Consider the following 25,182-nt stretch of genomic DNA (forward strand, 5'->3'; position numbering starts at 1 on the left):
CGTCCTTCTGGCCGACGCTGGCCACCCAGGTGATCTGGGGCATCGGCTACACCTTCGTCTCGGGCGCCATCCAGGCCTGGATCACCGACGAGATCGGTGAGGACGCCGTGCAGCCGGTGTTCACTGGGCGCACCTGGCCGCGGGGTGCGCACCGGCGTCCGGGTGGCGAGGCGACGCGGGGTGGTGCGGTCGTTCCTGCTGGTGGCGCTGTTGACGGGGCTGTCGTCCGAGGCGGTCGACCGGCTGTGGACGGCGCACGTGCTGGAGCAGTTCACCCTGCCGACCGTGTTCGGGCTGAGTGGTGCGGCGGTCGTCCTGCTGCGGTTGCGGCGCCGGGACGCGGAGCCGGGCGTCAGGCCGGCCGGCGGTCGGTGACGCAGTAGAGCAGCCCGGCGCGGTCCCGCAGCACGGTCCACTGCGGGTGCTCGACCACCTGCACGGCCCCCAGGCCGAGGTGCCGGGCAACCTCGGCGGGACGGTCGTCGGTGGCCAGATCGAGATGGATGCGGGCGGGGCCGCGCGCCTCGCCGAGCCGGTGCAGCAGCACCCGCATCGGCAGTTCCGGACGTCGGTCGATGGCGCTGAACTCGGCGCCGTCCAGGGCGGTGACGGGGGCGCCCAACAGTGCCGACCAGAACACCGCCTCGGCGCCGTGCACGTCACGGGGCAGGTCGAGGGCGCCGCGACCCTGGTCCACCCCGATCCGCAGGCGCTCGTCGGCCTGGTCCGCGACCCGGCGCGACCTGGTCGACCCGGCTGGCCTGTCCCTGCGGCCAGCGCATCGGCGGTGGCACCCGGGCGCTGCGGTGCGAGACCAGGCAGAACACCAGGCCGGCCGGGGACGCCATCACCCGGTAGCCCAGGCCCGGGACGGCCGCCGCGGTGGCCCCGAGCCCGATCGCGCGCTCGGCGGCGGCGTCCGGCTCGGGGACGTGGACGTCGAGGTGGATGCGGCCGACCGCGTCGCCGACCCGCTGCACGCGCAGGTAGTCGTCTCCTACACCAGGCACCAGGGTGCCGAACTCGCCGTGCTCCCCCCGCAGCGGCGAGCGAGGGTAGCCCGTCACCGAGGCCCAGAAGGCGACCGCCGGGTCGAACGATGCCTCCGGCAGGTCGAGGAAGGCGCTCAACCAGAACGGTCGGGTGTCGGTCATGCGCGAACGCTAGTGGGGACCTGCCGGCCCGCGCTGATCATCCGTCGCGGCGAATGGCCCGGGACGCCCGGCGAAAGCCCGACCAGACCGTCACCTCGGGTCGCCTCGACCCCAGAAGAACAGAGCGCTGGATCGGGTGCCCCTTCGCGGGGACCCGATCCAGCGCCCTGGCTGTCGCTGCGGTCAGGGACGCGTGCCGCCGCCCCCGCCCGGGCCACTGCCACCGGGACCGCCGCCCATACCGCCCGAGTCGGCCTGCGAGGTGTCGGTGGTGCCGGCCGAGGTGCCGTTGACGTAGACGGTGTAGGTCTCACCCTCCTGCACGTCGGCGGTGGATACCATCAGCGAGCCGATCTGCCGGGTCGGTGTGTAGGAGGCGATCGTGGTGCCCGCGGAGTCCTTGACCTCGACGGTGGCGCCGGCCTCTGCGGTCACTGTGAACTTCAGCGACTTCTGGGCCGAGCTGGTGTCGGGGGCCTCCGCCATGCCGCTGGAGCCTCCGGCCAGCAGGGTGCCGCCGGTGATGGTGAAGGTGCCGTTGGAATCCAGCGCGCCGTTGTTGTCCGCGGTTGGCCCGTAGACGGTCACGGTGCCGCCGCTCATCACGACGTCGCCGTTGGAGTCGATCCCGTCGCCGTCAGAGGTGATGGTGAGTTCGCCGCCCGAGATGTCGACCACGGTGCCCTCCTGCGACTCCATGTCGCCGGCGGTCGAGGCCGAGTCGTCGGCGTTCAGCCCGTCGTCGCTCGCGACGACGGTAACCGTGCCGCCGCTGATGCCGACGGTCTTCGCCTCCAACCCTTCGACCGACTCGGCGACGTTGAGGGTGCCGCCACTGACCAGCGCGGCCGTCCAGGCGTCGATCCCGTCGTCGCCGGAGTGCAGCGTCACGGTGCCGTCGGTGATCGACACGTAGCCGAGGCTGGCGTCCTCCTCGTTGTCGGACTTCAGCGAGTCGCCGGTGCTGGTCACCTCGATCGTGCCGCCGTTGACGACCAGGTAGTCCTTGCCGCGGATGCCGTCGTCCGCCGCGGTGACGTTGATCGTGCCCGAGTCGATGACCAGGCCGTCCTTGCTGGTGATGGCGTCGTTGTAGTTGCCGGTCACGTTCAGGGTGCCGTCGCCGAAGATGGTCAGGTCGGGGTCGCTCCACAGCGTCGCGTTCGGGTCGTCGTCCCCGGTCGCGGCGTAGCTGGAGCCGTCGACGAGGGTGTTGGTGGTGCCGTCCTCGAGCACGATCAGGGCCAGATCGGCCTTGTCGATGACCAGCGCCGAGCCGTCGCTGTTGGTGATCGAGGCGCCGTCGAGGATCAGCCAGACGTTGCCGGCGTCCTCCGTGTCGACGACGACCTGGCCGTCGGCCAGGGTGCCCGAGAGACGGTAGGCGCCGGCGGCGGTGATGGTGATCACGCCGTCGGAGACGGTGACCCCGTCGGTCGCGCTCGGATCGGACAGGTCGATCGTCACCTCGGCGGAGGTGTCCCAGGTGTGATCGGCCTCGTCGTCGTGGCTGGCGGTCAGCGCCAGGGTGCCCGACGAGCCGGTCGTCGTCGTGGCACTGCTCGAACTGGACGCCGTGCTGCCGGCCACGACGGCACCGGTGCAGCCCGCGACGCCGAGGGTGACGACGGCCAGACCGCCGGCGAGCCAGGTCTTGAGGTTGGTCAGGTGGTTCTTCATGGTGGGTTTCTCCGTTGTCGGGGTGGTGGTCAGTCGATCAGGGCTTCGTCGGCGGTGGCGGTGTCGCGGGCCAGCGGGGCGGGGTTGCGTACCCGGTAGCGGACGTCGACCACGGTCGTGTCGCGGACCTGATCGACGCGCTGGACGGTGAACTGCTTGATATCGGCGCCGAGCAACGCGGCCAGCTCGGTCTGCAGTTCCTTCTCGTCGGTGATCGCCCGGTCGAGGGTGAGCACCTGGTGCCGATAGCCGCCGAACAGGGCCGGATGGTCGGCCAGGAACATCGCTGCGACCAACAGGCCGATCAGGGCCTGGCCGAGCCAGCTCGGGTCGAAGGTGAGGCCGGCCAGCAGCCCCATCGCGAGGGAGACGAAGTAGTACGCCACCTCGGAGTGGCTCAGCTCGGAGGACCGCAGCCGGATGATCGACAGCACGCCGAACAGGCCCAGGCCGAGTCCGAGTCCGACCGACGCCCCGGCCAGCGCCCCGGCGACCGCGAGTACCGCCACGTTCAGGCCGATCATCGCGACCATCACCTCGCGGCGCCGGTACCGGTGGAAGTAGACGCCGAACGCCAACACGATGATGGCGACCAGGTCGATGCCGAGGCTGAGCAGATTCATGTCATTCCCTTTGGTTTCAGCTTGGTGATGCTTGAACGCTACGGAGCCGAACCGGCAGTGTGCTTTGGGGTTGCTGTGCCATTTCTGTGAGGGTGCGCGGTGTGTCCCGGCGCGTCGTCCGGTCCGCTGCGCGAGGGACGGGGTGCTGGGCTAGGCGTCCGTGGCTGGTCGTCCGGCCGTTCCGCGGTGCGCGGCCGAGCGCCGGTGCATTCGGACGCGGTGGTGGCTCGCCGGGTCGATACGGACGCCGGGGTCCGCCGGCAGGAGCGCTCGGACCCCTCGTGGCTGCCCGCACGAGCCGTTCGGGCATCCCGCGTTCTCAGCAACGCCCACTGCTCTCGACAACCCCCACTGTTCTCGTGTTGTGACACGAAAGCAGTCCCCGTAGCCGAGAGCAGTCGGCGTTGCTGAGAACGGCCGGCTCCGGGTGGGTTGGACCAGGGAGAACCGTCCCCACGGTCTGTCGGCGTTGCTGAGAACGGCCGACCGGGTGGGGAGACCGCGAGAACCGTGCCCGCGGTCCACCCGTTGCCGTGCGGACAAGGGGGGTTGGTAGTCTGACAGCCCAATCCCGCCGGACGTCCCGGCGGGCCGGGACGACCCGGGAGGAGCCCATGCCGAACGTCCGCATCGGCACGTCCACGGATGTGGGACACCACCGTTCGCTCAACGAGGACTCGACGCTGGCCGGGCGGCGGGTCTGGGTGGTCGCCGACGGCATGGGCGGCCACGCCGCCGGAGATGTCGCCAGCCGACTGGCGGTGGAGTCGCTGGGCGAGTTGGACGCCGGCGACGACCTCAAACCGGCCCAGGTCGGCGCGGCCATCGGACGGGCCAATGCGGCCATCGTCGACTACGGAGTCGAGCACGCCGAGGCCCGGGGGATGGGCACCACCGTCACCGGGCTGGCCGAGGTGAGCGTCGGCGGCGTCCGGCACTGGGCGGTGTTCAACGTGGGGGATTCGCGGGTCTACCGCTACGCCGGTGGCACGTTGCAGCGCGCCACGGTCGATCACTCCGAGGTCGAGGAGTTGCTGGCCGAAGGGCTGATCGACGAAGAGCAGGCCCGCACCCATCCGGCCCGGCACATCATCACCCGCTCGGTCGGCATGCGGCCGCCGCCCTCGGCCGATGTGTGGGTGTTGCCGCAGACCCCCGGCGAGCGCTTCCTGCTGTGCTCCGACGGGTTGAGTTCCGAACTGGACGACGACCGGATCGCCGAGGTGCTCGCCGCCCACACCGACCCGCAGCAGGCCGCCGACGCCCTGGTGGCCGCGGTGCTCGACGGTGAGGCGCGGGACAATGTGACGGTGCTGGTGGTCGACGTGATGGGCGCCGAGGACGATGACGGCGACGAGATCACCGTGCCCCGGACAGTGCTGGAGGCGGAGCCCCGATGAATCCTCATGCGTACTCCTACACCCCCGGGAGCGTCGTGGCGATCTGCGGCGGCCGGGTCACGGCCCTGGTCGACCTGCCGGCCGATGCGGGACTGGTGGCCGGCCTGCACGAACTCGCCGGCGACGCCGCGGCCGGGCTGGACGACGTGCTGGAACTGCTGGTCAGCCCCGGCCTGCGGGCCGTGGAGAGCTTCGCGCTGGCCGAGTTCACCGACGAGGGCCTGCGCACGGTGGTGCGCGGGCGGTTCCGGGCCAGGGCCCGCGCGCAGACCATCGAGGGCCGCGGCTTGTGGACGGACCGGATCGTACAGGCGGACGCGTTCATCCTGCTCGACCCGGACGCCGCGGACGGGCCCAGCCTGCCGCTGGCCGCCGGGGCCGTGGTGCTGGCCGGGCAGGTGCACCGCAGGTCCGGGAACGCCGTACCCAGGCTCGCCGCCCCGGTATCGTCCCCAGCGCGTCCAGACCCCGAGCCCGAGCCTCGGGGCGACCAGCCGGCGCCGCCCGGCGCGACCCACGTCCCGGCTCCGGCCGCCGCGCCGCTCACGGCGACCGACGCCCCGGCTCCGGCCGCCGCGCCGCTCACGGCCGCACCCAACCCGGCCCTGCCGACGGCACAGGACGCCGAACCGTTCGCCCCCGGCGGCGCAGCCGCGACGGCCGAGGGCCCCGCCGACCAGGGCGATTCGGGCCAGGGCGGCACCGGGCACACGCTGCCGACGCCGTTCACCAGCCCGTTCGACGCGCTGCCGGCGCCCCCGCCGTCTGCGGGCGAGCAGCCGACCTTCATCGACTCGCTGCCATGGACGTCGCCGCCGCCCGGCGAGCAGCCGTCGGTCCCGCACCCTGCCGCCCCGCCGGCGTCCGCCACCGCCTCTTCCGCCGCGCCCACCCAGGCCCTTCCCGCAGCGCCGGGCGGGGAGGCGTCCGAGCGGACGATCAGCCGCGATCAGTTGCCCGGCGAGGCCACCCAGACGGTCGTGGCCGCCCGCTGCCCGGACGGGCACCTGAGCCCCGCCTACGCCGGCACGTGCCGGGTCTGCGGCAAGCCACTGCCGCCGCAGCAGCCGGTGGAGATCCCGCGTCCGCCGCTGGGCGTGCTGACGCTCTCCAACGGCGACACCGTGGTGCTCGACCGTGGCTGCATCCTGGGCCGCAACCCGCGCATCCCGCCAGGCACCAGCGGCGAGCAGCCGAACCTGGTCAAGCTGATCGACCCGGACAAGGACATCTCCGGCCAGCATCTCGAGGTGCGGCTGGAGTACTGGCACGTGGCGGTGAAGGACCTCGGCTCGACCAACGGCACCCAGGTGGTGCTGCCCGGCGAGAACCCGGTCACGCTCAGGCCCAACGACCCGATGATGATCGAACCCGGCACCCGGGTGATCCTGGCCGGGGTGTTCAGCTTCACCTTCGAGGTCACCCCCTGATGGAGCACTGAACAGACACCGTCGTGACCGAGCTGCCCGCCCCCGCCATTCCCGGTCTGAGCTTCATCCGTAGGCTCGGCGCCGGTGGCTACGCCGACGTCTACCTGTACGAGCAGGCCCTGCCGGCGCGCCGGGTCGCGGTGAAGGTGCTGCGCGACACCGGCCTGAGCCGTGGCGTCGCGCAGCGGTTCCGCACCGAGGCCAACGCGATGGCGCAACTGGAGCACCCGCACATCGTGCCCGTCTACGCCACCGGCAGCACCGCCGACGGCAGGCCCTACCTGGTGATGATGTACTACCCGCGCGCCAGCCTCGCCGAGCGGGTGCGGGCCGACCGGCTGTCGGTGCCCGAGGCGCTGCGGATCGGCATTCAGCTGGCCTCGGCGGTCGAGACCGCGCACCGGGCCGGACTGCTGCACCGCGACATCAAGCCGGCCAACGTGCTGACCAGCCAGTACGGCACCCCCGGGCTCACCGACTTCGGCATTGCGGCCGAGGCGAGCCAGGACGACGACGGCGACACCGGGGTCTCGGTGCCGTGGTCGCCGCCCGAAGTGCTGTACGTGACCGCGCCGGCGTCCGCACGTTCGGACGTGTACTCGCTGGCGGCCACCCTGTGGCACCTGCTGGTCGGCCGCTCGCCGTTCGAGCTGCCGGGACGCGACAACTCGCACTACGCGTTGATGAAGCGCATCCGCGACTCGCCGGTCCCCGACACCGGACGCCCCGACGTCCCGGCGTCCCTGGAGCGGCTGCTGAAGGCGGGCATGGCGAAGGATCCGGCCCTGCGACCGGCCTCCGCGATGGATTTCGCGCGGTCGTTGCAGGTGGTCGAGCAGGAGCTGCGGCTGCCACGCACCGACATCGTGGTGGCCGAGGACGTCGCGGCGCCCAGTGCCGCGGGCAGTGCGGGTGACGAGACCAGGATGCAGGGTCCGCAGCTGCTGGCGGCGCAGACGCCGGCCGGCGACACCCCGGCCACGGAGGACCTGCGCACCCGGCGGCGCACCCCCGCCGTGCGCGGCGTCAATGCGCCCGAGGACGCGACCGTGCACCGTCCCGGCACGGCCCTGGAACATCCCGAGCTCGAGGAGCGTCCCGAGCCACGGGTGCCGCGCCGGGGCGTGCTGATGATCGCCGGCGCGGTCGTGGCGGCGCTCGCCGCGGTCGGCGTCTGGGTGGCGGTGGGCGGCGTCCGGCCCGAGGCGCGGCCGACGCCGAGCTCGGTGCACTCCGAGCCGCCTCCCGACCCGGGCAGCACGGTGCCGCCACCGGGCACGCCGGCCATCCTCGGCGAGAGGGACGGCACGACGGTCACGTTCCGCTGGTCCTACGCCAACCCGTTGCCCGACGACACGTTCTTCTACAAGCTGGCCGAGTCGGCGACGGCCCGTCCGCTCGCCGAGCCCAGGCTGCGGCTGACCGGCCGGCCGACCGACGAGCGGGTGTGCGTGTGGGTGCGGGTGAAGCGGGCCAGCGGCCAGGACACCACCCGGGACTTCGAGAAGGGATGCGTGGCATGAGCACCGTGACGCTGGATTTCCTCGGCGAGTTGTACCAGCGTGAACCCGGCGGTCAGTTGACCGTCGGCCGCGAAGCCGACGTGGTGGTCGACGACGAGAACGCCTTCCTGCACCGGGTGTTCCTGCTGGTGTCGCAACGCCAGGGGTTGTGGTGGCTGACCAACGTCGGGTCGCAACTGACCGCGACCGTTTCGGACGGCAACGGCGGGTTGCAGGCCTGGCTCGCGCCGGGTGGAGCGTTGCCCCTGGTGTTCGCCCACACCGTGGTGTGGTTCACCGCCGGCTCGACCACCTACGAGTTCGACCTCTACCTGGACGACTCCAGCTACGAGCCGGTCGAGGCGGTGCCCGCCTCCGACGGCACGGTGACGATCGGCCGCGTCCAGCTCACCCCGGACCAGAAGCTGCTGATCGTGGCGTTGTGCGAGAACGTACTGCGTCGCGGCGACCGCGGCGCGGGGCACGTGCCGCAATCGGGGGCGGCGGCCCAGCGCCTGGGCTGGACCGTCACCAAGTTCAACCGCAAGCTCGACAACGTGTGCGAGAAGCTGTCCGACCTCGGCGTCCGGGGGCTGCGCGGCGGCCCGACGAAGCTGGCGTCCAGCCGCAAGGCGCGGCTCGTCGAGTACGCGATGGCGGCCCGGATCGTGACCGTGGAGGATCTCGACCTGCTGCCCTGAGGTGGTCCGCGGGACGGTTCTCCGGTCCGGCGGGGGAGTGCTGCCCATGCCCCGGTTTCGGAGGTGACTCAGCGCTCGGTTAGTCTCGACGCGGAAGTTCGTCATCGCCGAGCACCGCCCTGCGGGCTCGGCCGTGTTGTTCGAGGGACTGGTCGAGGCATGCGCATGGAGACGATCACCCGGCTCGTGCCGGGCCTGATCGCGACCCTGGTGCTCGGTGTCGTGGCCGGCCTGGCGGTCGTCTCCGTCGGCTATCCCGAGAACCGGCTCGACCTGCACGACTCGGGAATCTGGGTCACCAACGATGCCGAACAGTCCTTCGGCCGGATCAACAAGTCGGCGATCGGGCTGGACGCCTTCCTCGACCTGCCCGGGGCGGCCGGAGCCGCCGAGCTCGACGTGCTGCAGGACGGCGGCGCCGCCGTCGAGTACGACGCCGCCGGCGGGTCGCTGGTGCCGATCGACTCCTCGGCCGTCACCAACTCCGCCGATCAGGCGATCAACCTCAAGCCCGGCAGCCTCGTCGACCTGCGCGGCGGCACCATCGCGGCCCTCGACCCCGCCACCGGCAAGATCTGGGCGGGCCGCTACGACCCGGCGCAACGCACCGCCGACATCCGCGGCCTCGACCCGGCGCTGCCGGCGATCGCCGAGCTCGGCGAGCCGCCGGCCGGGCTCACCGGCCAGACGGCGGCGCTGGCGGTCGGCGACGACGGCACCGTCCACGCCGTCGGCGTCAACGGCACCACGGTCACCATCGCCGCCGACGGCGACGGGTTCGCCGCGCCGACGCTGGGCAGGCTGGGCACCACCGTCCGCTCCGTGCAGGTCGCCGCCGTCGGCGTCCGCACGGTCGTCTACGACGACACCCTCGGGCTGGTGATCCTGCCCGACGCCAGCACCAAGCAGGTCACCGCCGCCGCCGGCGGACGCCTGCAGCTCAGCGGCCCGGACGCCCCCGGCGTCCTGCTGGCGCTGCCCGAGGGGCTGCTGCGGATCGGCCTCGACGACGGCATCAGCACGCAGATCGCCCAGGGCATCGGTTCGGCGCCGGCCGCCCCCGTCCGGCTGGCCGGCTGCGACTTCGGCGCCTGGGCCGGGACGCCCACCACCGTCGTGCGCGCCTGTGCCGAGGGCACTGCGGACACCATGGCGGTCACCTCGCGCGCGCAGCCGCTGGTGCGTCCGGTGTTCCGGATCAACCGGGGTTCGCTGGTGCTCAACGACGCCGCCGACGGCCGGGTGTTCGACCTCGACCAGCAGCTGCGGCTGGACAACTGGGACAAGATCAAGCCCAAGACCGACCAGAACCCCAACGATCCGGAGAACTCCGACAAGCCCGCGCTCAAGGACGCCCAGCCGCGGGCCAACGACGACCGCTTCGGCGCCCGCGCCGGCCGCACCCAGCTCGTCCACCCGCTCGACAACGACACCGACTCGATCAGCAGCATCCTGATGATCAGCGCGGTGAGCGGCGCCCCGGACGGCTACACCGTCGAGGTGACCCCCGACGGCCAGGCGGTCAAGGTGACGACCCCGGCCGACGCCAAGGACTTCAGTTTCCACTACACCGCCGGCAACGGCTACCACGACGACGAGGCGACGGTCACCATCGACGTCAAGGGCGCCGATGTCAACGGCGAGCCGTATCTGCGCGACGGCGCGACGAAACCCAGCTACAGCGTCCCGTCGTTCGGCACGCTCACCATCGCCCCGCTCGGTGACTGGCGCGACCCCGAATCCGATCCGGTGCTGCTCGTGGACGCCACCGGCGACGGTGAGACCGTGCCCACCACCCCCGACGGCCGGCTGGAGTACACCGCACCCGGCCAGCAGGCCGACGTCCGCAAGAGGCTCAGCTACCGGGTCACCGACGTGCCCGGCAACGAGGTCGGCCAGAGCGTCTCGGTCACCGTGTTGGGCGACAAGGCGCTGACCGGCGGCCGGCCGGTCGCCAACCCCGACACCGCCCGCGGCCAGGTCGGCAAGCCGATCGTGATCCGTCCGCTGGCCAACGACCTGCCTGGCTCCGACCCGCGCACCCCCGACGCCAAGCTCGAGCTCGGCGGCGACGTGGCCGCCAAGGCCAACCTGAAGGTCAGCACCGACCAGCGCTCCGGGCTCGTCACGGTGACCGCGACCCGGCCCGGGCCGTACTTCCTCGACTACGTCGCGGCCTACGGCTCGGCCCGCGTCGACCGTAGCCAGATCCGCATCGACGTGGCCAAGGACGCCGCCGGCTTCGTCCCGCAGACCATGCCCGACTCGGCGTCGATCCGGGGCGTCAACCCGGTTCGGGTCGACGTGCTGGCCAACGACGCCGATCCGCAGGGCGGCCTGCTCACCGTGCAGTCGACCCGGACCGACGCCGACGTCGACGTGTCGGTGATCGGCGGCCGCTGGCTGATGATCACCCCCCGCTCGAGCCGGATCACCCCCAACCCGTTCACCGTGCATTACACGGTCAGCAACGGTTTCCAGAGCGCCGAGGGTGACGTCATCGTCGCCCAACTGGACGCCGTGGGCTCCGACACGCCGCTGACCCGTAAGGACCGGGTGGTCGTCCGCGACGGCGACACGGTGCTGGTCAACGCGCTCAGCAACGACACCAGCCCGGCCGGGTCGCGGCTGTCACTGGTCACCAACGTCGGCAGCGACACCGTCGGCCGCCTGCCGCTGTACGACGCTGGCGGCGGCTCCGAGTCCGCGGCGGACGTCGGCGAGGCCTGGGTGAGCGACAACCAGGTCCGCTACGTCGCCCCCACCGGCCTGACCGACGCCCGCCAGGTGACCATCGAGTACTACGCGCAGACGCCCACCGGCGAACGCACCAAGGGCGAGATCGGCGTCACCGTCAAACCGCAGCCCGAGAACGCCGACGACAACCACGCCCCGCGGCCCGGCGACATCGAGGCTCGCGCGGCGGCCGGCCAACGCATCACCGTCTCGTTGCCGACCGCGTCATCGGATCCCGACGGCGATTCGGTGACCGTTGCCGGGATCGGCTCCGCGCCGACGCTGGGCCGGGTGGTCGGCTCGAGCCCGACCTCGGTCACCTACGAGGCGTACCCCGACGGTGACAACGTCGGCACCGACACCTTCTCGATCATGGTCACCGACCGGTACGGCAAGCAGGCGCCCGCCATCGTCCGGGTGGGCGTCACCCCGCCCGGCGCCCCGCAGCCGGCCGTGGCGATCCCCGACGACGTGACAGCGGCTCCCGGCGCCGTGATCCGGGTGGACGCCCGCGCCAACGATCTGATCGCCCGTGGCGACAGCGTGGGCATCGCCCCGATGGAGCCGCTCAACGACCAACTGCCGGCGGGGGTGAAGGTCACCGCCGACGGCTTCATCACCGCCCAGTCGCCCGACAACGGCCAGCCGCTGCTGCTGCAGTACGCGCTGCGCGGCAACGGCGGCACCGGGCCCGCCGCCGGCATCACGATCACCCCGCAGCAGGGCTACGAGAATCCGCCGGTGGTGTTCGACGAGGTGGCGGTCATCGACGGCGCCGTCGCCCGGGTCGACGTGCTGAAACGGGCGTGGGATCCCGACGGCCGCGACGAGCTGCTCACCGCGCGGGTGCTGCGCACCGACCCGGCCATCACCGTCGACGGCGGCACGGTCACCGTGCCGGTCACCGGTGCCCCGCAGGTCATCCCGTTCGTGGTCGCCGACCAGCGCGGCGCCGAGAGTGCGGCGCTGATCTTCGTGCCGCCGGCCGGGGGTGGCGCGCCGGCGCTGCGACCGGGTGCCCTGATCGAGGTCGACCAGGACTCCACCGTCACGGTCGCGGTCGGCGACCACGTGATGTCGCCGCGCGACCTGCCGGTCAGGCTCACCACCGCCGACACGCTGACGGCCTCACCCGCCGACAAGGTCGCCATCGAGACCGTCGACGACACCAGGTTCACCGTCACCGCCGCCGAGGGCTACGTCGGCCCCGCCGCGGTCACGGTGCAGGTGATGGACGGCGAGTCGGCCACCGACGAGGGCGTCCTCACCTCGTACGTGACCATCCCGGTGCAGGTCGGGCCCGACACCCCGGTGCTGCGGTGCCCGGACGACCCGATCACGCTGCCGGCCGGCGGCGACACCCGCACCCTCGACATCACCACGCTGTGCAACGTGTGGACGGCCGACGCCGGGGGTGCCGACAGGCTCAGCTACACCGCCGAGTGGGCCGACGACGCTCCCGGTGGCGTCGAGGTGAAGGACGGACGCAGTGTCGAGTTGACCGCGTCCGGTGCGGCCGAGCCCGGCACCCGCGGCCAGTTGGTGATCGGCGTCGCGGGCACGCGGGCAGCGACTCAGACCCTGAACATCCGGGTCGCCAAGGCGCCGCTGCCGAGCCTGCAGGGCCGCACCTACAGCGACATCAAGCAGGGCACCCCGGTGCGGGTGCCGATCGGGATCAGCTCCCCGCTGGCCGACGCGAAGCCCGGGGTGGTGAAGGTGACCCAGGTCAGCGGACCCGACACCCCGTTCACCGTCTCGGGGACCACCGTGACGTTCACCCCGCCCGGCGACTCGCACGGGCAGATCGTCTTCGAGGTGACCGGCACCGACGTGGCCGACCATTCCCGCACCGACCGGCAGGTCACCGCGCGCTTCACCCTGGTCGTCTACGGCGTCCCCGGTGCGCCGTCCGCGCCACGGCCCGGACCGAAGGTGCAGTCGAAGTCCGAGACGCTCAGCTGGACGGCCCCGGCGGCCAACGGGTCGCCGATCACCGGCTACGAGGTGCGCGACAACGGCGGCCGGATCACCCGCTGCGCCGCGACCAGTTGCCGGCTGACCGGGCTCACCAACGGGCAGTGGTACACCTTCCAGGTCCGGGCGCTGAACAAGGCCGGGCAGGGCGAATGGAGCGACTCCAGCAAGCGGATCCGCCCCGACCAGCCGCCGCCCGCGCCGTCCGGGCTGAAGGTTTCGAACCCGCAGGACCACGCGGTGACCCTCAGCTGGAAACCGGTGAGGTTCGAGGGCACGGCGGTGAAGGCCTACCACATCCTCGTCGACGGACGCCGGATCAGCGTCTCGGGCTCGGCCACCTCGCAGGTGATCCGCGGCCTGGACAACAACACGATCTACTCGATCTCGCTCGCGGCCGAGAACGAGCTGGCGATCGGCCCGACCTCACGTGTCCAGGGCCAGTCCGCCGGCAAGCCGCTCGGGCTGACGGCGCCCACGTTCGCGCCGGCGACGGCCACCGGGGCGTCGACGGCGGTGCGGGTGGCGTGGAACCTGCCCGACAAGAACGGCCCCAGCGACCTCACCTTCTCGCTGGTCCGCGACGGCGCCAAGAAGATCTGCAGCAACACCTCCGCCACCGCCTGCACCGACGACAAGGTGACCTACGACGGCGCCACCCACAGCTACGTGGTGACCGCCCGCAACGGGGCCGGCAAGACCGCCACGTCGAAGGCGTCCTGGAAGGCGATCGGCGTTCCCGAGCGGCCGTCGGCCCCGAGGGCCACCCCCACCGGCAGCGACCGGACCATCAAGGTGACCGGCACCGCACCCGACTCGCGCGGCAAGCAGTCCACGCTGCGCATCCTGGCCAACGGCTCGGCGGTCGCGAGCTTCCAGGTGTCCGCCCGGGGCCAGGCGTTCGACCGCAACGTCACCGTCCCGGCCGACGGTGCCGCGTACACGTTCACCCTGCAGGTGTGCAACGAGGAGCGCTGCGGTGCGGCCTCCGCCGGGGCCGGCGCCACCGCCTACGGACCGCTGAGGAACCTTGTCCTCTCCAAGGGGTCGGTGGACGGGCACACCGTCAGCTTCCGGGTCAGCGTCAACCCCAACGGCAAGGCCGCCTCGGTCAGCGTCGACGGCGCCGGCAAGGGCAGCACCGACAAGCGCGACGGCACCTGGAGCGCCAGCTACAGCTACGACCTGGGCGGGTACCAGCGCACCCGCACCTTCACGGTCACCGTCAGCGACGGCACACGGCGGGTGTCGAAGAACATCACCCTCACCTCGGCCGATCCGCCCGACCCGAAGGTGACCCTGATCTGGGGGCCGTACAACACCAACAGCCCCGCCGGCTGCGACTTCAGCAACCACTGCCGGTACGTGGGGGCCAGGATCAGCAACGCCCAGGGCACCCTGAGCTGCACCGTCCGGGACAGCTACGGCAGCGCCTTCCGCACCCACTGGAATCAGGGCAACGGCGAGGAGATCACCCAGGCGTACTGGGGCATCCATCCCGACAGCGCCTGGATCGAGGTCGACTGCGACGGCTACAAGGACCGCTGGCACGGCAGCAGGCCGGCATGACGAACCCCCGGTCGACGACAGAGAGGCAGCGATGAGCATCACCGACGAGCAGGCGAAGTGGTTCAACCAGACCTTCGAGCAGCTGGTGGCCAACGTCGAACTCGCCATCCGCGGCAAGGGCGACATCATCCGGCTGGCGCTGACCTGCATGCTCAGCGAGGGGCACCTGCTGCTGGAGGACAACCCCGGCACCGGGAAGACCCAGCTCGCCAAGGCGATCGCCAACACCGTGCAGGGCAGCCACAGCCGCATCCAGTTCACTCCCGACCTGCTGCCCTCCGACGTCATCGGCGTGACCGTCTACGACCAGGCCAAGCAGACCTTCGAGTTCCACAAGGGGCCGATCTTCGCCACCGTGGTGCTGGCCGACGAGATCAACCGGGCCTCGCCGAAGACCCAGTCGGCGCTGCTGGAGGTGATGGAGGAGTCCAAGGTGACCGTCGACGGCGTCCGGCACACCGTAGGGCGGCCGTTCATGGTGATCGCCACCCAGAACCCGATCGAACAGGCCGGCACCTACCGGCTGCCCGAGGCCCAGCTGGACCGCTTCCTGATGAAGAGTTCGATCGGCTACCCCGACCACGACGTGGCCGTCGAGTTGATGACGCAGGCCGCCAACCGGGACCGCTCGGCGCAGGTGCATCCGGTGATCGCCGCGCACGCGGTGGCGCAGATGTCGAACTTCGCCAACGAGGTGCACGTCGAGCCGGCCATCCTCGGCTACATCAGCCGGCTGGCCGAGCAGTCCCGCGGCCACGGGCGGGTGAAGCTCGGGTTGTCGATGCGCGGCTGCCTGGCCTACGTGCGGGCCGCGAAGACGTGGGCCATCGCGCAGGGCCGCGCCTTCGTCATCCCCGACGACATCAAGGACCTGGCGGTGCCGGTGATGAGCCACCGGCTGATCCTGAACGCCGAGGCGCAGTTCTCGGGCGTGACAGCCGAGCAGGTCATCGACGACCTGGTCGCTCAGGTCGAGGCACCCGCGGACCGGGTGAGCTGAGCTCCCTGCCATGACCGACCAGACCCGCCCCCGACCCAAGCCGCCGCAGCCCGGCGGCCGGTCGGGCCTGCGTCGGCCAAGCCCGGCCGGGCCGGGGGCGGTCCCGCCGTCGCCGGTCGTGCCGGACCCGGCCCGAACGGACGCGGCCGGTGCCGGCCGGCTCACCCGACGGATGCAGGGCTGGTGGAGCGCAGCAACCGCCCACCTCGGCCGGCTCAGCGACAGGACCGAGCCGTACCGGGCCGCGGCGCGGCCCGTGCTGGACGCCGCGGGCGGGGTGCTCGCCGCGGTGACCGGCTTCGGCTGGACGACGCTGGGCTTGGCCGCCCTCGCCTGGCTGTCCGCCGCGCTGTGGGGGTGGCGCGAGGCGGCCCTGCTCGCGGCCGCCCTGCTGGTCGCCTTCGGCATCGCCTGCCTGTTCACCATCGGCCGGATGCACCTGTCGGTCGAGTTGGACGCCGACCCGTTGCGGGTCACCGTCGGCGAGTCGTCCGCCGCCCGGGTCCGGGTCACCAACCTGGCGAGGACGCCGGCGCTGCCGATCGGCCTGGAGTTCCCGGTCGGGGATGCGCTGGGCCGGTTCACGCTGCCCGGGCTTGGCGGCGGCGCCACGCACGAGGAGGTGGTGATCATCCCCACCCAGCGCCGCGGCGTGATCGAGCTGGGGCCGGTGGTCACCCAGCGCGGCGACCCGTTCGGCCTGGTCCGCCGCGAGGTCACCTGGACCGAACGGCTGGAATTGTTCGTGCATCCTCGCCGGGTGCCGCTGGAACCGCTGGGCGCCGGCCTGCTGCGCGACCTGGAGGGGCACACCACCACCGACACGTCGATGAGCGACCTGGCCTTCCACACGCTGCGCGAGTACGCGCCCGGTGACGACCGGCGCTACATCCACTGGCGCTCGTCGGCGAAGGTGAGCGCGGCGTCCGGTCAGGGCAGCTTCCTGGTGAAGCAGTTCCTGGACACCCGCCGTTCGCACGTGGCCGTGGTGGTGGACGCCGACGGGGCGGCCTACGCCTCCGACGCCGAGTTCGAGCTGGCCGTCTCGGTGGGGGCGTCGGTGGCCGTCCGGGCGCTGGCCGACGAGATGGATCTGACCATCGTGGTGGGCGAGCACGCCGCCGCGAAGCCGCACCCGGCGCTGGCGTTGGACACCTTCTCCCGGGCCGGTTTCGGGCCTGGCGGCCTCGCCGGCTCGACCGGACGCCTGGTGCAGCTCGCCCCAGACGCCAGCGTGGCCATCCTGGTGTCCGGTTCGCGGGCCGGCTTCGCCGACTTCGCCCGCGCCCGTGCCCACCTGGCTCCCGAGGTGCACACCTTCGCCGTCACCGTCGACCGTGGCTCCACGATGGCGCTGCGGCAGGCGTCCGGCATGGCGATGCTGACCGTCAGCACCCTGTCCGACCTGCCGCGGGTGCTGCAGGGGGTGCAGGTGCAGTGAGGGTCATCCACGCCCAGGCGAGCGCCGGCACCACCGGCCGCACCCTGACCGCGCAGCTGAAGCTGCTGCGTCCCAGCACCGCCGATCTGGTCGATGCCGCGTTCCTGGCGGCCGCCTGCCTGCTTGCCCTGGCCGGTTTCGTCACCGGTTTCGACGGCCCCCGCTTCCTGCTGGTGGCGGCGGTCGGCGTCGCGGTCGGCATCGGCGCCGGGCACGTCGCCGTCACCTACCGCTGGTCGTGGGCGGCCGCCGCGCTGATGGCCGGCGTGGCCTACTTCCTGCTCGGTGGTCCGCTGGCGGTCGGCGCCGAGACGCTGGCCGGCTTCCGGCCCACGGCGTCCTCGCTCACCACGCTGGCTGTGCTGCTGGTGACCGGTTGGATGGAGTTCCTCACCACGCTGCCGCCGGTGGACGGCGCCGGCGACTACCTGGCGTTGCCGCTGGTGCTGGCCCTGCTGGCCGGCGCGATCGGACATTGCGTGGCGCGCCGCACCCGCATCCCATGGCCGGCGCTGGTGGTGCCGTTGCTGCTGTTCGGCCTGGTCACCGCCCTGGGCACCCTGGACGCCCCGCTGCAGGTGGTGCAGGGGCTCGGGCTGGGGGCGGTGTGTGTCGGCTGGCTGGCGGTGCGGTTCCCGCGCCGGCGCCGGGTGCTCGGCTCGGGGCGTCCGGGGCGCACCCAGCTCGTGCTCGGGGCGGGCATGCTCGCGGCCGCGTTGCTCGGCGGCGCCGCGGTGGCACCGGTGCTACCCGGCGTGGCGGCCGAACGCACCGTGCTGCGCACCGAACTGGAACCGCCCATCGACGTGCGCGCGTACCCGTCGCCGCTGGTCGGCTTCCGCACCTTCTCCGGCCGGGACCTCAAGCTGTACTGGGACACCCCGCTGCTGCAGGTGGACGGCGTCCAGCCCGGCACCCTGCTGCGCCTGGCCGTGCTCGACCGTTGGTCGAGCGCCACGTGGAGCGGCCTGGGCGAGGGCGGCGTCGACGGCAGCGGCTTCGACCGGCTCGGGGCGCGGGTGCCGAACCCGCCGCTGACCGGGGTCACGACCACCAGCGTGCGGGTGCTGGACGGCTACGCGGGCAACCAGTCGCTGAACGCCTGGGTGCCGTCGCTGGGCCGCGTCGCCGCGGTGGGGTTCGAGGGGGAGACCGCGCAGCGGCACCGCGACAACTACCGGTTCAACCTGGCCACCGACCAGGCCTTCGTGCCCGACCGGTTGCAGGCCGGCGACGTGCTGCTGATCGACTCGGCACCGCTGACCGGTTACGCGTCGGTCGCCGGCTATCCGGCGCCGGGCGACGGCGAGCGGCAGGACGACGCGTCCTCGGCCTTCCTGGCCTCGACGACGCAGCGGCTGGCCGCCGGCGATGCCGAGCAGTGGGCGCAGCTGGCGTTCATCGCCAAGGCGCTGCAGCAGGGGGCGTGGAGCGACGGCACCCGTGCGGGCGAGGAGCAGTACCTGCCCGGTCACGGCCAGTACCGGCTCAACCAGTTCGTCACCGCGCCGCAGTTCGTCGGCAGCGACGAGCAGTACGCGGCCACCTTCGCGTTGATGGCCAGCCGGCTCGGCTACCCGGCCCGGGTGGTGTTCGGCGCCGAGGTGCCCGCCGGGGGCGAGGTGCGCGGCAAGAACGTCCAGGCGTGGGTGGAGTTGTCGGTGGACGGCCTGGGCTGGGTCACCGTGCCGGCCTCGGTGTTCACCCCCGACCGCAGCAAGAAGCCCGAACAGAACCAGCAGCAGAACAACGACCAGGAATCGGTGCAGAACGTTCCGCCGCCGAACCCGGTCCCACCGCCCGGAACCTACGACGAGATGAACGACACCGACCCGGCCTCGGCGCGCGCCGAACTGCCCCCGGGCGAGGAGTTCTGGCGGGCGCTGTGGGCGGTGCTGCGCTGGGTCGGTCCGCCGCTGGCGCTGCTCGCGCTGCTCGCCGGCAGCGTCCTGGCGCTGAAGGCGGTGCGCAGTCACGGACGGCGGACGCGCGGTGCGGCGTCCACCCGCATCGCGGGCGGCTTCGACGAGGTGCTGGACGCCGCCCGCGACGTCGGGCGTGAAGTACCCCCGAGGCTGACGCGGCTCGAGGCGTCCGCAGCGGTGGGGCGCGACGACGTCGACCGGCTGGCCCGCGAGGCGAACGCCGCCGTCTTCGGCGCGGGCGAGATCGGAGCCGAACGGGTCGACGGTTATTGGCGGGAGGTCTTGGCGGCCCGCACCGCGATGATCAGGGAGCTGCCCTGGTGGCGGCGCGCCCTGGCCAGGTTGAGCCTGGCGTCGCTGGTGACGCGGCGCCGTGGCTAGGCCACAATCGACCTGACACTGCCGGGATCAGAGCCGATTCCTGATCGAGAGGTGTGCCATGCGCCCATGGAGGCTATCGACGCTGGTCCTCGCCCTGCTGCTCACCGCCTGCGCAGCGCCGCAGCAGGCCACGCCGACGGGCCAGGGGCCCGAGCTGGAGGGCACGTCGTGGGTGGTGACGCACATCGACGGCGCCCCCACCCTCGCCTCGACACAGCCCACGATGACCTTCACCGACGGGACGGTCGCGGGACTTGCCAGCTGCAACCGGTACGTGGCCGACTTCACCCAGTCGGGCGGCAGCATCGACCTCGGCGAGGTCGCCGTCACCGCGATGGCCTGCGCCGACGAGGCGGTGAACGCGCAGGAGGCGGCGTTCACCGGTGCGCTGGGCCGCGTCAGCCAGGTGCGGGGGACGATCGAGGCCGCCGAACTGGTCGACTCCGGCGGCACCGCGGTGCTGAGCCTCGAGCGCGCCGCCGAGAAGGAACCCAAGCCGCTGGTCGGCACCAACTGGCGGCTGTCGGGCCTGATCGACGGCGAGAGCGTGTCGTCGCCGGTGGCCGGCACCACGGTCACCCTGACCTTCACCTCCGACGCCGTCAGTGGCAAGGCGTGCAACAACTTCCGCGGCCCGGTGAGTGTCGACGAGCCTTCGCTCACCATCGGCCCGTTGGCGTCCACCCGGATGGCCTGCGCCGACAAGGACGAAGGTGATCAGGAGACGAAGGTTCTCGCGCTGCTCGGCGCGGTCACCCGCTACGCCATCGACGGCGACACCCTCACCCTGACGGCCACCGACTCCACGGGGCTGACTTGACCGCCGGCTGACCGCGGCCTTGTGTCGCATGGGGAGTGCTCCCCGTGACTGCTGCGTGGGTAGCGGCCAGACTAGGGTCATGACCTCTCTGAGCTGTCCGGTCTGCGGGCTGGAGCAGACCTTGGAGGCCCCGGATTGCGCGCGGTGCGGCGCGCCGATGGATGGCTCGGGTCTGGACATCCTGCAGCAGACGATGACGATGACCACCGACGAGACCCCCACCGCCCTGTTCGAAGCGGGCGAGGTGGACGAGCGCACCACGCTGCGCGCCACCGTGCCGGATGCCGACGCCTCCGGGAGCGCGGGGCAGGGCGCCGCGTCCGAGTCCGCGTCCGCCGGCGACCGGGCCACCGGCTCGGCTTGCGCCGCCTTCCGGCCCGGCTGGACGACCCCGGCCCCGCCCCCCGTGCCGACCGGGAGCGGATGGCAGGCGTTGTGGCATCGGCTCACCGGCAAGAAGGACTGACCCGCCGGTGTCCGGTCGGTGATTCTCAGCACCTCGATCGGCGGTGTCCAGTGTGTGCACTCGCTGTGTTCCTCATCAGCGCCTCCCGGCGCCATGCAGGAGATGGCAGGCTAGGTCCATGACCGACTTCGACCCGACGATGCCCGATGAATCCGAGCAGCTCGACCAGCTCCAGTCAGACGACTCGTTGATCGACCGCGGAGTGGACGACGTCCTCGACGAGGGGTACGTCGCACCGGAGAAGTGGTCGGCGGCGCAGACGTTCGGCAACACCGCTGCCGAGATGCGACACGGCGAGACCCTCGACCAGCGCATGGCGCAGGAGGAACCCGAGGGGGCGGCCGAGAAGCCGAAATGGACCGACGAATCGGACGGACCCCGCGAGGTCGGTTCGAAGCGCGCCGGCCGGCTCGTGGACGCCGAGGGCGGCTACGACGCCACCGACGTCGAACCGGAGAGCATCGGCAGGGACGTCGGCTTCGCTGGCGGAGCAGCCAGCGCCGAAGAGGCCGCGATGCACATCATCGACGACTACGAGGACGATGACGACGACTGAGCAGGTGCTGTACCCGCCGCTCGAGCCGTACCTGACCGGCCGCCTCGAGGTCGGCGACGGGCACAGCCTGTACTGGGAAGAGTGTGGAAACCCGCGCGGCAAGCCGGTGGTGTTCCTGCACGGCGGCCCCGGCGGGGGCTGCTCCCCGCACTACCGTCGCTACTTCGACCCGGCGGCGTACCGAGTGATCCTGTTCGATCAGCGCGGGTGCGGCCGCAGCACGCCGCACGCCAGCGAGCCCGGCGCCGACCTGGGCAGCAACACCACCTGGCACCTGGTCGCCGACATCGAGCGGCTGCGCGTCAACCGTGGGGTCGAGCGCTGGCAGGTGTTCGGCGGCTCGTGGGGCTCCACGCTGGCGCTGGCCTACGCCGAAGCCCATCCGCAGGCGGTCACCGAACTGGTGCTGCGCGGCATCTTCACGCTGCGGCGCTCGGAGCTCGACTGGTACTACAACGGCGGCGCCGGCACCATCGCCCCGCAATGGTGGGAGTCGTTCGAGGCCCCGCTGCGGCGGCACTTCGGTGAGCTGCGGCCGGGGTTCGACCGGATGGCGGCCTACCACGGCCTGTTGTTCGACCCCGATCCTGAGGTGCACGGGCCTGCCGGCGTCGCCTGGACGACCTGGGAGGCGGCGACGTCCACCCTCGAGTTCTCCCAGGCGCTGGTCGACGAGTTCGCCGACCCGGCCTTCGCCCTCGCCTTTGCGCGGATCGAGAACCACTACTTCGTGCACGCCGGCTGGCTGCGTGAGGGCCAACTGATCGATGAGGTGGCGGCGCTGCGCACCATTCCCGCTGTCATCGTGCAGGGCAACTACGACCTGCCCTGCCCGGCCCGCACCGCCTGGGATCTGCACCGTGCCTGGCCCGAGGCGGACTTCCGGCTCGTGCAGGCGGGGCATTCGATCAGCGAACCGGCGATCGCCGCCGAACTGGTCGCGGCGACGGACGCCTTCGCCCGCTGAGCCGGCGGCGGCTCCGTCCGTGCGGGCGGGTGGACCCGAACGGGTGATTCCTGGCCGGATGCTGCCGCGATCGGACGCCACCGGCTAGCCTTTCCCACCAACCCATCAAAGGAGATTCCGATGAGCAACGACCCCAACGCCGGCGGCGACATCTCCTCCGGCTTCGGCGAATCGAAGGTGACCGGCCCGGTCTCGGACGAGAAGGCCGAACAGATGAAGAAGGGTGGCGACGGGCCGCCCGCCGGCACCTCCGGCACGTCCGAGGGTGACCCCGGGAGCTACTCCGAGCAGGACGTGGCCACCAACGAGCAGGACCTCAGCCGCGACGACTCCTGATTGCCGGCGCACGCCGCCGGGGGCGTTGACGATCCGTCTCCGGCCGAGCGGTCAGGACCTCGAGGTCGGACCTGACCGCCCGATCGGGGGTCGTGCCGCCGCCCGGCCGGCCGGGGGGTCGGGTCTCAGGACAACCGCAGCCCCCACTGGAACGGCACCGTGGTGGTGCCGCTCTTGGACTCGGCGACCTTGTAGTTGCTCCACCGCTCGTACTTGGTGCCGACCTTGTAGTAGCCGTGGAAGAGCTGGCAGGTTCGCGACTCGCCCGGCGCGAGCTTGAAGCTGAACGCCAGCGCGGCTGCCTCGGTGACGGGCAGCGATGGTCGAAGCGAGCAGACCGACCCCGATCAGGGCAGCCTTCAGCGCCACAGTGGTCATGGAGGAGTCCTCCGTTGACTCGCGAATGCCGGTCGTCGTCCGGCCGGTCACGAAGGGGGCGTACCAGAAAGCCGAACGCAGCAAGCGGAGTCCAGGGACGCACTCCGACGGCTGACAAGAGGCGACTGACAAGGTGTTGAGCAGACTCTCCGGCATCGCGCGGACGGCACGCCGCGTCCGGTCCCTCCCACTGGCGGCACTGGGGGAGGGATCGGGTGGTCCGGGCTGACCGCTACGCTGACCGGGGCCCTTGACCTGGGCCGGGTGCGGACACGAAAGCGGGGCCATGGCTGAGCCGTTCGGCAGCGACGACGGCGCGCCCGGAGCACCCGGCGGTCTGCGCCAGTCGAGGGTCGCCGTCGCGGTGTTGTTCGTGCTGGCCGGCGCGGTGATGGGCGGCTGGGCGGGCCGGATCCCGTCGGTTCGGGCCCAGTTGGGTGTCTCCGACGGCGAGTGGGGCCTGATCGTGCTCGCCTCGCCGCTGGGCGTCCTGGTCTCCCTGCTGGTGCTGTCCAGGGTGATCACCCGGACCGGGGCCCGCCGTCCGTGCCTGATCGGTGCCGGCGCGATGCTTGGGTTGATGCCGCTGGCTGCGTTGGCCTCCTCGCCGCCGGTGTTGATCGGTTGCCTGTTCGCGATCGGCGTGGCGACCGGCCTGCTGTTCGGCCCGATGAACGCGCTCGCCGTCGAGGTCGAGCGCGGCTATGGCCGCAGCATCCTGTCGTCGTTCCACTTCTGGTTCAGCGGCGGCCAGTTCATCGGCGGCATGCTGGGCGTGCTGGCCGGCCTGCTGGAGTTGTCGCCCTCGGTGCAACTGGCGGCGTCCAACCTGATGCTGGCGGCGCTGTTCCTGGCCACGGCGCGATTCCTGCCCGACACCCGGCGGGCGGCCGACGACGCCCCCGAGGTGCACGAACCGCTCACCTCGCTGCCCGATCCGGAACGGACGCCGCGGCGCACCCGGTCGTGGACGCCGCAGCTGGTGGTGCTGGCCGCGATCAGCTTCCTGACCTCCATCAACGAGGGCGGGGCGGTGCAGTGGAGCGCCCAGTACACGGTGTCCCTGGGCGGCGGCGTGGCGATGGGGTCGCTGACACTGGTCTGCTACTCGCTGGCGATCGCCTCCATCCGGGTGTTCGGAGACCGGCTGGTCGGACGCCTGGGCCGGCGACGCTTCCTGCAACTGTCGGCGGGGCTGTCGGTGGTGGGGCTCGGCACCGGCCTGCTGATCGGCACCGTGCCGGCAGCCATGGTCGGATTCGCCTGCCTGGGTGTCGGGTCGGGCTGCATCGTGCCCACGGTGATGACGTTGGCCGGCAACCAGCCGACCGTGCCGTCCGCCAAGGCGGTGGCGCTGATCAGCCTGGGGGAGTGGCCGGCCTTCCTGCTCGGTCCGCCGGTGATCGGCGGCCTGGCCGAGCTGTTCGGGCTGCGCGGCGGATTGGTCGTGATCGTGCTGGGCGCGGCCGCGATCGTGGTGCTGGCGGGGTTCGTGCGCGAGCGGACGACGCCCTCAGGGCATCGCCACGACCCGGTCGGCGCGTGACCGGGCGGCTCGCACCAACTCGGCGTTGACCTCGTCGACGGTGTGCGCCCAGTGTTGGGCGTGTTCGAGGGTGTCGCCGTGCCCCAGCCGGCGATGCACCAGCCGGCGGCGCCGCTCGGCGTCGTCGAGGTCGAGGTACCACACCTCGTCCAGCAGCGGACGTACGGCGTCCCAACCGCCCTCGTCATGCAGCAGATAGTTGCCCTCGGTGACCACCAGCGGGACGCCGGGTTCGACCGGCACCGCCGACCCGATCGATTCCTCCAGGTCCCGGTCGAACCGGGGTGCGTACAGCGGTGCGGTCTGCCGCCGCAGCCGACCCAGCAGGGCGACGTAGCCGTCGACGTCGAAGGTGTCCGGGGCGCCCTTCCGGTCGCGGCGTCCCAGGCGCAGCAGTTCGGCGTTGGCGAGATGGAAGCCGTCCATGCCGACCACCACCATGGCGGGGCCCAGGCGGTCGGCCAGCACCGCGGACAGTGTCGACTTGCCCACCCCGGGCGGTCCGACCAGCCCCAGCAGCGTCCGGTCACCCCGCCCGGCCAATGCGGCCGCGACCTCCACGGCCTCGGTGAGCAGCATGCGCCCAGCATGGCG

At 72.1% G+C, this 25,182-nt stretch carries 20 protein-coding genes; 15 read left to right on the forward strand and 5 right to left on the reverse strand.

Annotation, left to right across the window (positions count from 1 at the left end):
- Positions 1–96 precede the first annotated feature (96 nt).
- Positions 97–375, forward strand: a complete 279-nt coding sequence (locus OIE40_RS10565; RefSeq protein ID WP_264702163.1) for a hypothetical protein — start codon at positions 97–99, stop codon at positions 373–375.
- Here the strand turns inward: OIE40_RS10565 and OIE40_RS10570 are convergent.
- From OIE40_RS10570 to OIE40_RS10585, 4 genes are all read right to left on the reverse strand, one after another.
- The gene (locus OIE40_RS10570) at positions 353–697 is read right to left on the reverse strand and encodes a VOC family protein (protein ID WP_264702165.1); all 345 of its coding nucleotides are present in this window, start codon (positions 695–697) and stop codon (positions 353–355) included. The genes OIE40_RS10565 and OIE40_RS10570 overlap by 23 nt on opposite strands.
- Positions 660–1,154, reverse strand: a complete 495-nt coding sequence (locus OIE40_RS10575; RefSeq protein ID WP_264702166.1) for a VOC family protein — start codon at positions 1,152–1,154, stop codon at positions 660–662. Before OIE40_RS10575 ends, OIE40_RS10570 begins: the two co-directional genes overlap by 38 nt.
- Positions 1,155–1,337: 183 nt before the next feature.
- Positions 1,338–2,834, reverse strand: coding sequence for a carbohydrate-binding domain-containing protein (locus OIE40_RS10580; protein WP_264702168.1), 1,497 nt, complete (start codon positions 2,832–2,834; stop codon positions 1,338–1,340).
- 29 nt (positions 2,835–2,863) lie between these two features.
- Complete coding sequence (locus OIE40_RS10585; RefSeq protein ID WP_264702170.1) at positions 2,864–3,457, reverse strand: DUF4956 domain-containing protein; 594 nt, start codon at positions 3,455–3,457, stop codon at positions 2,864–2,866.
- 614 nt (positions 3,458–4,071) lie between these two features.
- Here OIE40_RS10585 and OIE40_RS10590 point away from each other — a divergent pair.
- The 14 genes from OIE40_RS10590 (at position 4,072) to OIE40_RS10655 (ending at position 24,588) form a co-directional block, all read left to right on the forward strand.
- Positions 4,072–4,857: a PP2C family protein-serine/threonine phosphatase gene (locus OIE40_RS10590; RefSeq protein ID WP_264702171.1), complete on the forward strand. Its 786-nt coding sequence runs from the start codon at positions 4,072–4,074 to the stop codon at positions 4,855–4,857.
- Positions 4,854–6,287, forward strand: coding sequence for an FHA domain-containing protein (locus tag OIE40_RS10595; protein ID WP_264702173.1), 1,434 nt, complete (start codon positions 4,854–4,856; stop codon positions 6,285–6,287). The genes OIE40_RS10590 and OIE40_RS10595 overlap by 4 nt, the downstream gene beginning before the upstream one ends.
- Before the next feature lie 23 nt (positions 6,288–6,310).
- The gene (locus OIE40_RS10600) at positions 6,311–7,810 is read left to right on the forward strand and encodes a serine/threonine-protein kinase (protein WP_264702175.1); all 1,500 of its coding nucleotides are present in this window, start codon (positions 6,311–6,313) and stop codon (positions 7,808–7,810) included.
- A complete protein-coding gene (locus OIE40_RS10605; protein ID WP_264702177.1) occupies positions 7,807–8,490 on the forward strand; it encodes an FHA domain-containing protein in 684 nt (227 codons plus the stop codon). The genes OIE40_RS10600 and OIE40_RS10605 overlap by 4 nt, the downstream gene beginning before the upstream one ends.
- A gap of 165 nt (positions 8,491–8,655) precedes the next feature.
- Complete coding sequence (locus OIE40_RS10610) at positions 8,656–14,772, forward strand: Ig-like domain-containing protein (protein WP_264702178.1); 6,117 nt, start codon at positions 8,656–8,658, stop codon at positions 14,770–14,772.
- Between the two features lie 31 nt (positions 14,773–14,803).
- Positions 14,804–15,772: an AAA family ATPase gene (locus tag OIE40_RS10615; RefSeq protein ID WP_264702179.1), complete on the forward strand. Its 969-nt coding sequence runs from the start codon at positions 14,804–14,806 to the stop codon at positions 15,770–15,772.
- A gap of 10 nt (positions 15,773–15,782) precedes the next feature.
- Complete coding sequence (locus tag OIE40_RS10620) at positions 15,783–17,213, forward strand: DUF58 domain-containing protein (protein WP_264702180.1); 1,431 nt, start codon at positions 15,783–15,785, stop codon at positions 17,211–17,213.
- Complete coding sequence (locus OIE40_RS10625; RefSeq protein ID WP_264702182.1) at positions 17,210–19,519, forward strand: transglutaminase-like domain-containing protein; 2,310 nt, start codon at positions 17,210–17,212, stop codon at positions 19,517–19,519. The genes OIE40_RS10620 and OIE40_RS10625 overlap by 4 nt, the downstream gene beginning before the upstream one ends.
- 58 nt (positions 19,520–19,577) lie before the next feature.
- Positions 19,578–20,339, forward strand: a complete 762-nt coding sequence (locus OIE40_RS10630) for an META domain-containing protein (RefSeq protein WP_264702184.1) — start codon at positions 19,578–19,580, stop codon at positions 20,337–20,339.
- A 79-nt stretch (positions 20,340–20,418) separates the two neighbouring features.
- A complete protein-coding gene (locus OIE40_RS10635; protein WP_264702186.1) occupies positions 20,419–20,805 on the forward strand; it encodes a hypothetical protein in 387 nt (128 codons plus the stop codon).
- 118 nt (positions 20,806–20,923) lie between these two features.
- Entirely contained in the window at positions 20,924–21,361 is a 438-nt protein-coding gene (locus OIE40_RS10640) for a DUF5709 domain-containing protein (RefSeq protein WP_264702188.1), read from the forward strand.
- On the forward strand, positions 21,348–22,328 hold the full coding sequence (pip, locus tag OIE40_RS10645) for a prolyl aminopeptidase (RefSeq protein ID WP_264702190.1): 981 nt from the start codon (positions 21,348–21,350) through the stop codon (positions 22,326–22,328). The genes OIE40_RS10640 and pip overlap by 14 nt, the downstream gene beginning before the upstream one ends.
- Before the next feature lie 120 nt (positions 22,329–22,448).
- Entirely contained in the window at positions 22,449–22,664 is a 216-nt protein-coding gene (locus OIE40_RS10650) for a hypothetical protein (RefSeq protein ID WP_264702191.1), read from the forward strand.
- A gap of 664 nt (positions 22,665–23,328) precedes the next feature.
- A complete protein-coding gene (locus OIE40_RS10655; protein ID WP_264702193.1) occupies positions 23,329–24,588 on the forward strand; it encodes an MFS transporter in 1,260 nt (419 codons plus the stop codon).
- On the opposite strand, the gene OIE40_RS10660 is transcribed toward OIE40_RS10655, so the two are convergent.
- Positions 24,556–25,167, reverse strand: coding sequence for a nucleoside/nucleotide kinase family protein (locus tag OIE40_RS10660; RefSeq protein WP_264702195.1), 612 nt, complete (start codon positions 25,165–25,167; stop codon positions 24,556–24,558). The two genes, OIE40_RS10655 and OIE40_RS10660, sit on opposite strands and share 33 nt — an antisense overlap.
- Positions 25,168–25,182: the final 15 nt, after the last annotated feature.

The sequence above is a fragment of the Micropruina sonneratiae genome, assembly GCF_025972045.1.
Classification (GTDB): Bacteria; Actinomycetota; Actinomycetes; order Propionibacteriales; family Propionibacteriaceae; genus Micropruina; species Micropruina sonneratiae.

Bases quoted from the DNA above. Each gene is read 5' to 3' on its own strand.
- OIE40_RS10575 (WP_264702166.1), bottom strand. From the start codon at position 1,154: ATGACCGACACCCGACCGTTCTGGTTGAGCGCCTTCCTCGACCTGCCG.
- OIE40_RS10580 (WP_264702168.1), bottom strand. From the start codon at position 2,834: ATGAAGAACCACCTGACCAACCTCAAGACCTGGCTCGCCGGCGGTCTG.
- OIE40_RS10585 (WP_264702170.1), bottom strand. From the start codon at position 3,457: ATGAATCTGCTCAGCCTCGGCATCGACCTGGTCGCCATCATCGTGTTG.
- OIE40_RS10590 (WP_264702171.1), top strand. From the start codon at position 4,072: ATGCCGAACGTCCGCATCGGCACGTCCACGGATGTGGGACACCACCGT.
- OIE40_RS10595 (WP_264702173.1), top strand. From the start codon at position 4,854: ATGAATCCTCATGCGTACTCCTACACCCCCGGGAGCGTCGTGGCGATC.
- OIE40_RS10605 (WP_264702177.1), top strand. From the start codon at position 7,807: ATGAGCACCGTGACGCTGGATTTCCTCGGCGAGTTGTACCAGCGTGAA.
- OIE40_RS10610 (WP_264702178.1), top strand. From the start codon at position 8,656: ATGGAGACGATCACCCGGCTCGTGCCGGGCCTGATCGCGACCCTGGTG.
- OIE40_RS10615 (WP_264702179.1), top strand. From the start codon at position 14,804: ATGAGCATCACCGACGAGCAGGCGAAGTGGTTCAACCAGACCTTCGAG.
- OIE40_RS10620 (WP_264702180.1), top strand. From the start codon at position 15,783: ATGACCGACCAGACCCGCCCCCGACCCAAGCCGCCGCAGCCCGGCGGC.
- OIE40_RS10630 (WP_264702184.1), top strand. From the start codon at position 19,578: ATGCGCCCATGGAGGCTATCGACGCTGGTCCTCGCCCTGCTGCTCACC.
- OIE40_RS10635 (WP_264702186.1), top strand. From the start codon at position 20,419: ATGACCTCTCTGAGCTGTCCGGTCTGCGGGCTGGAGCAGACCTTGGAG.
- OIE40_RS10640 (WP_264702188.1), top strand. From the start codon at position 20,924: ATGACCGACTTCGACCCGACGATGCCCGATGAATCCGAGCAGCTCGAC.
- pip (WP_264702190.1), top strand. From the start codon at position 21,348: ATGACGACGACTGAGCAGGTGCTGTACCCGCCGCTCGAGCCGTACCTG.
- OIE40_RS10650 (WP_264702191.1), top strand. From the start codon at position 22,449: ATGAGCAACGACCCCAACGCCGGCGGCGACATCTCCTCCGGCTTCGGC.
- OIE40_RS10655 (WP_264702193.1), top strand. From the start codon at position 23,329: ATGGCTGAGCCGTTCGGCAGCGACGACGGCGCGCCCGGAGCACCCGGC.
- OIE40_RS10660 (WP_264702195.1), bottom strand. From the start codon at position 25,167: ATGCTGCTCACCGAGGCCGTGGAGGTCGCGGCCGCATTGGCCGGGCGG.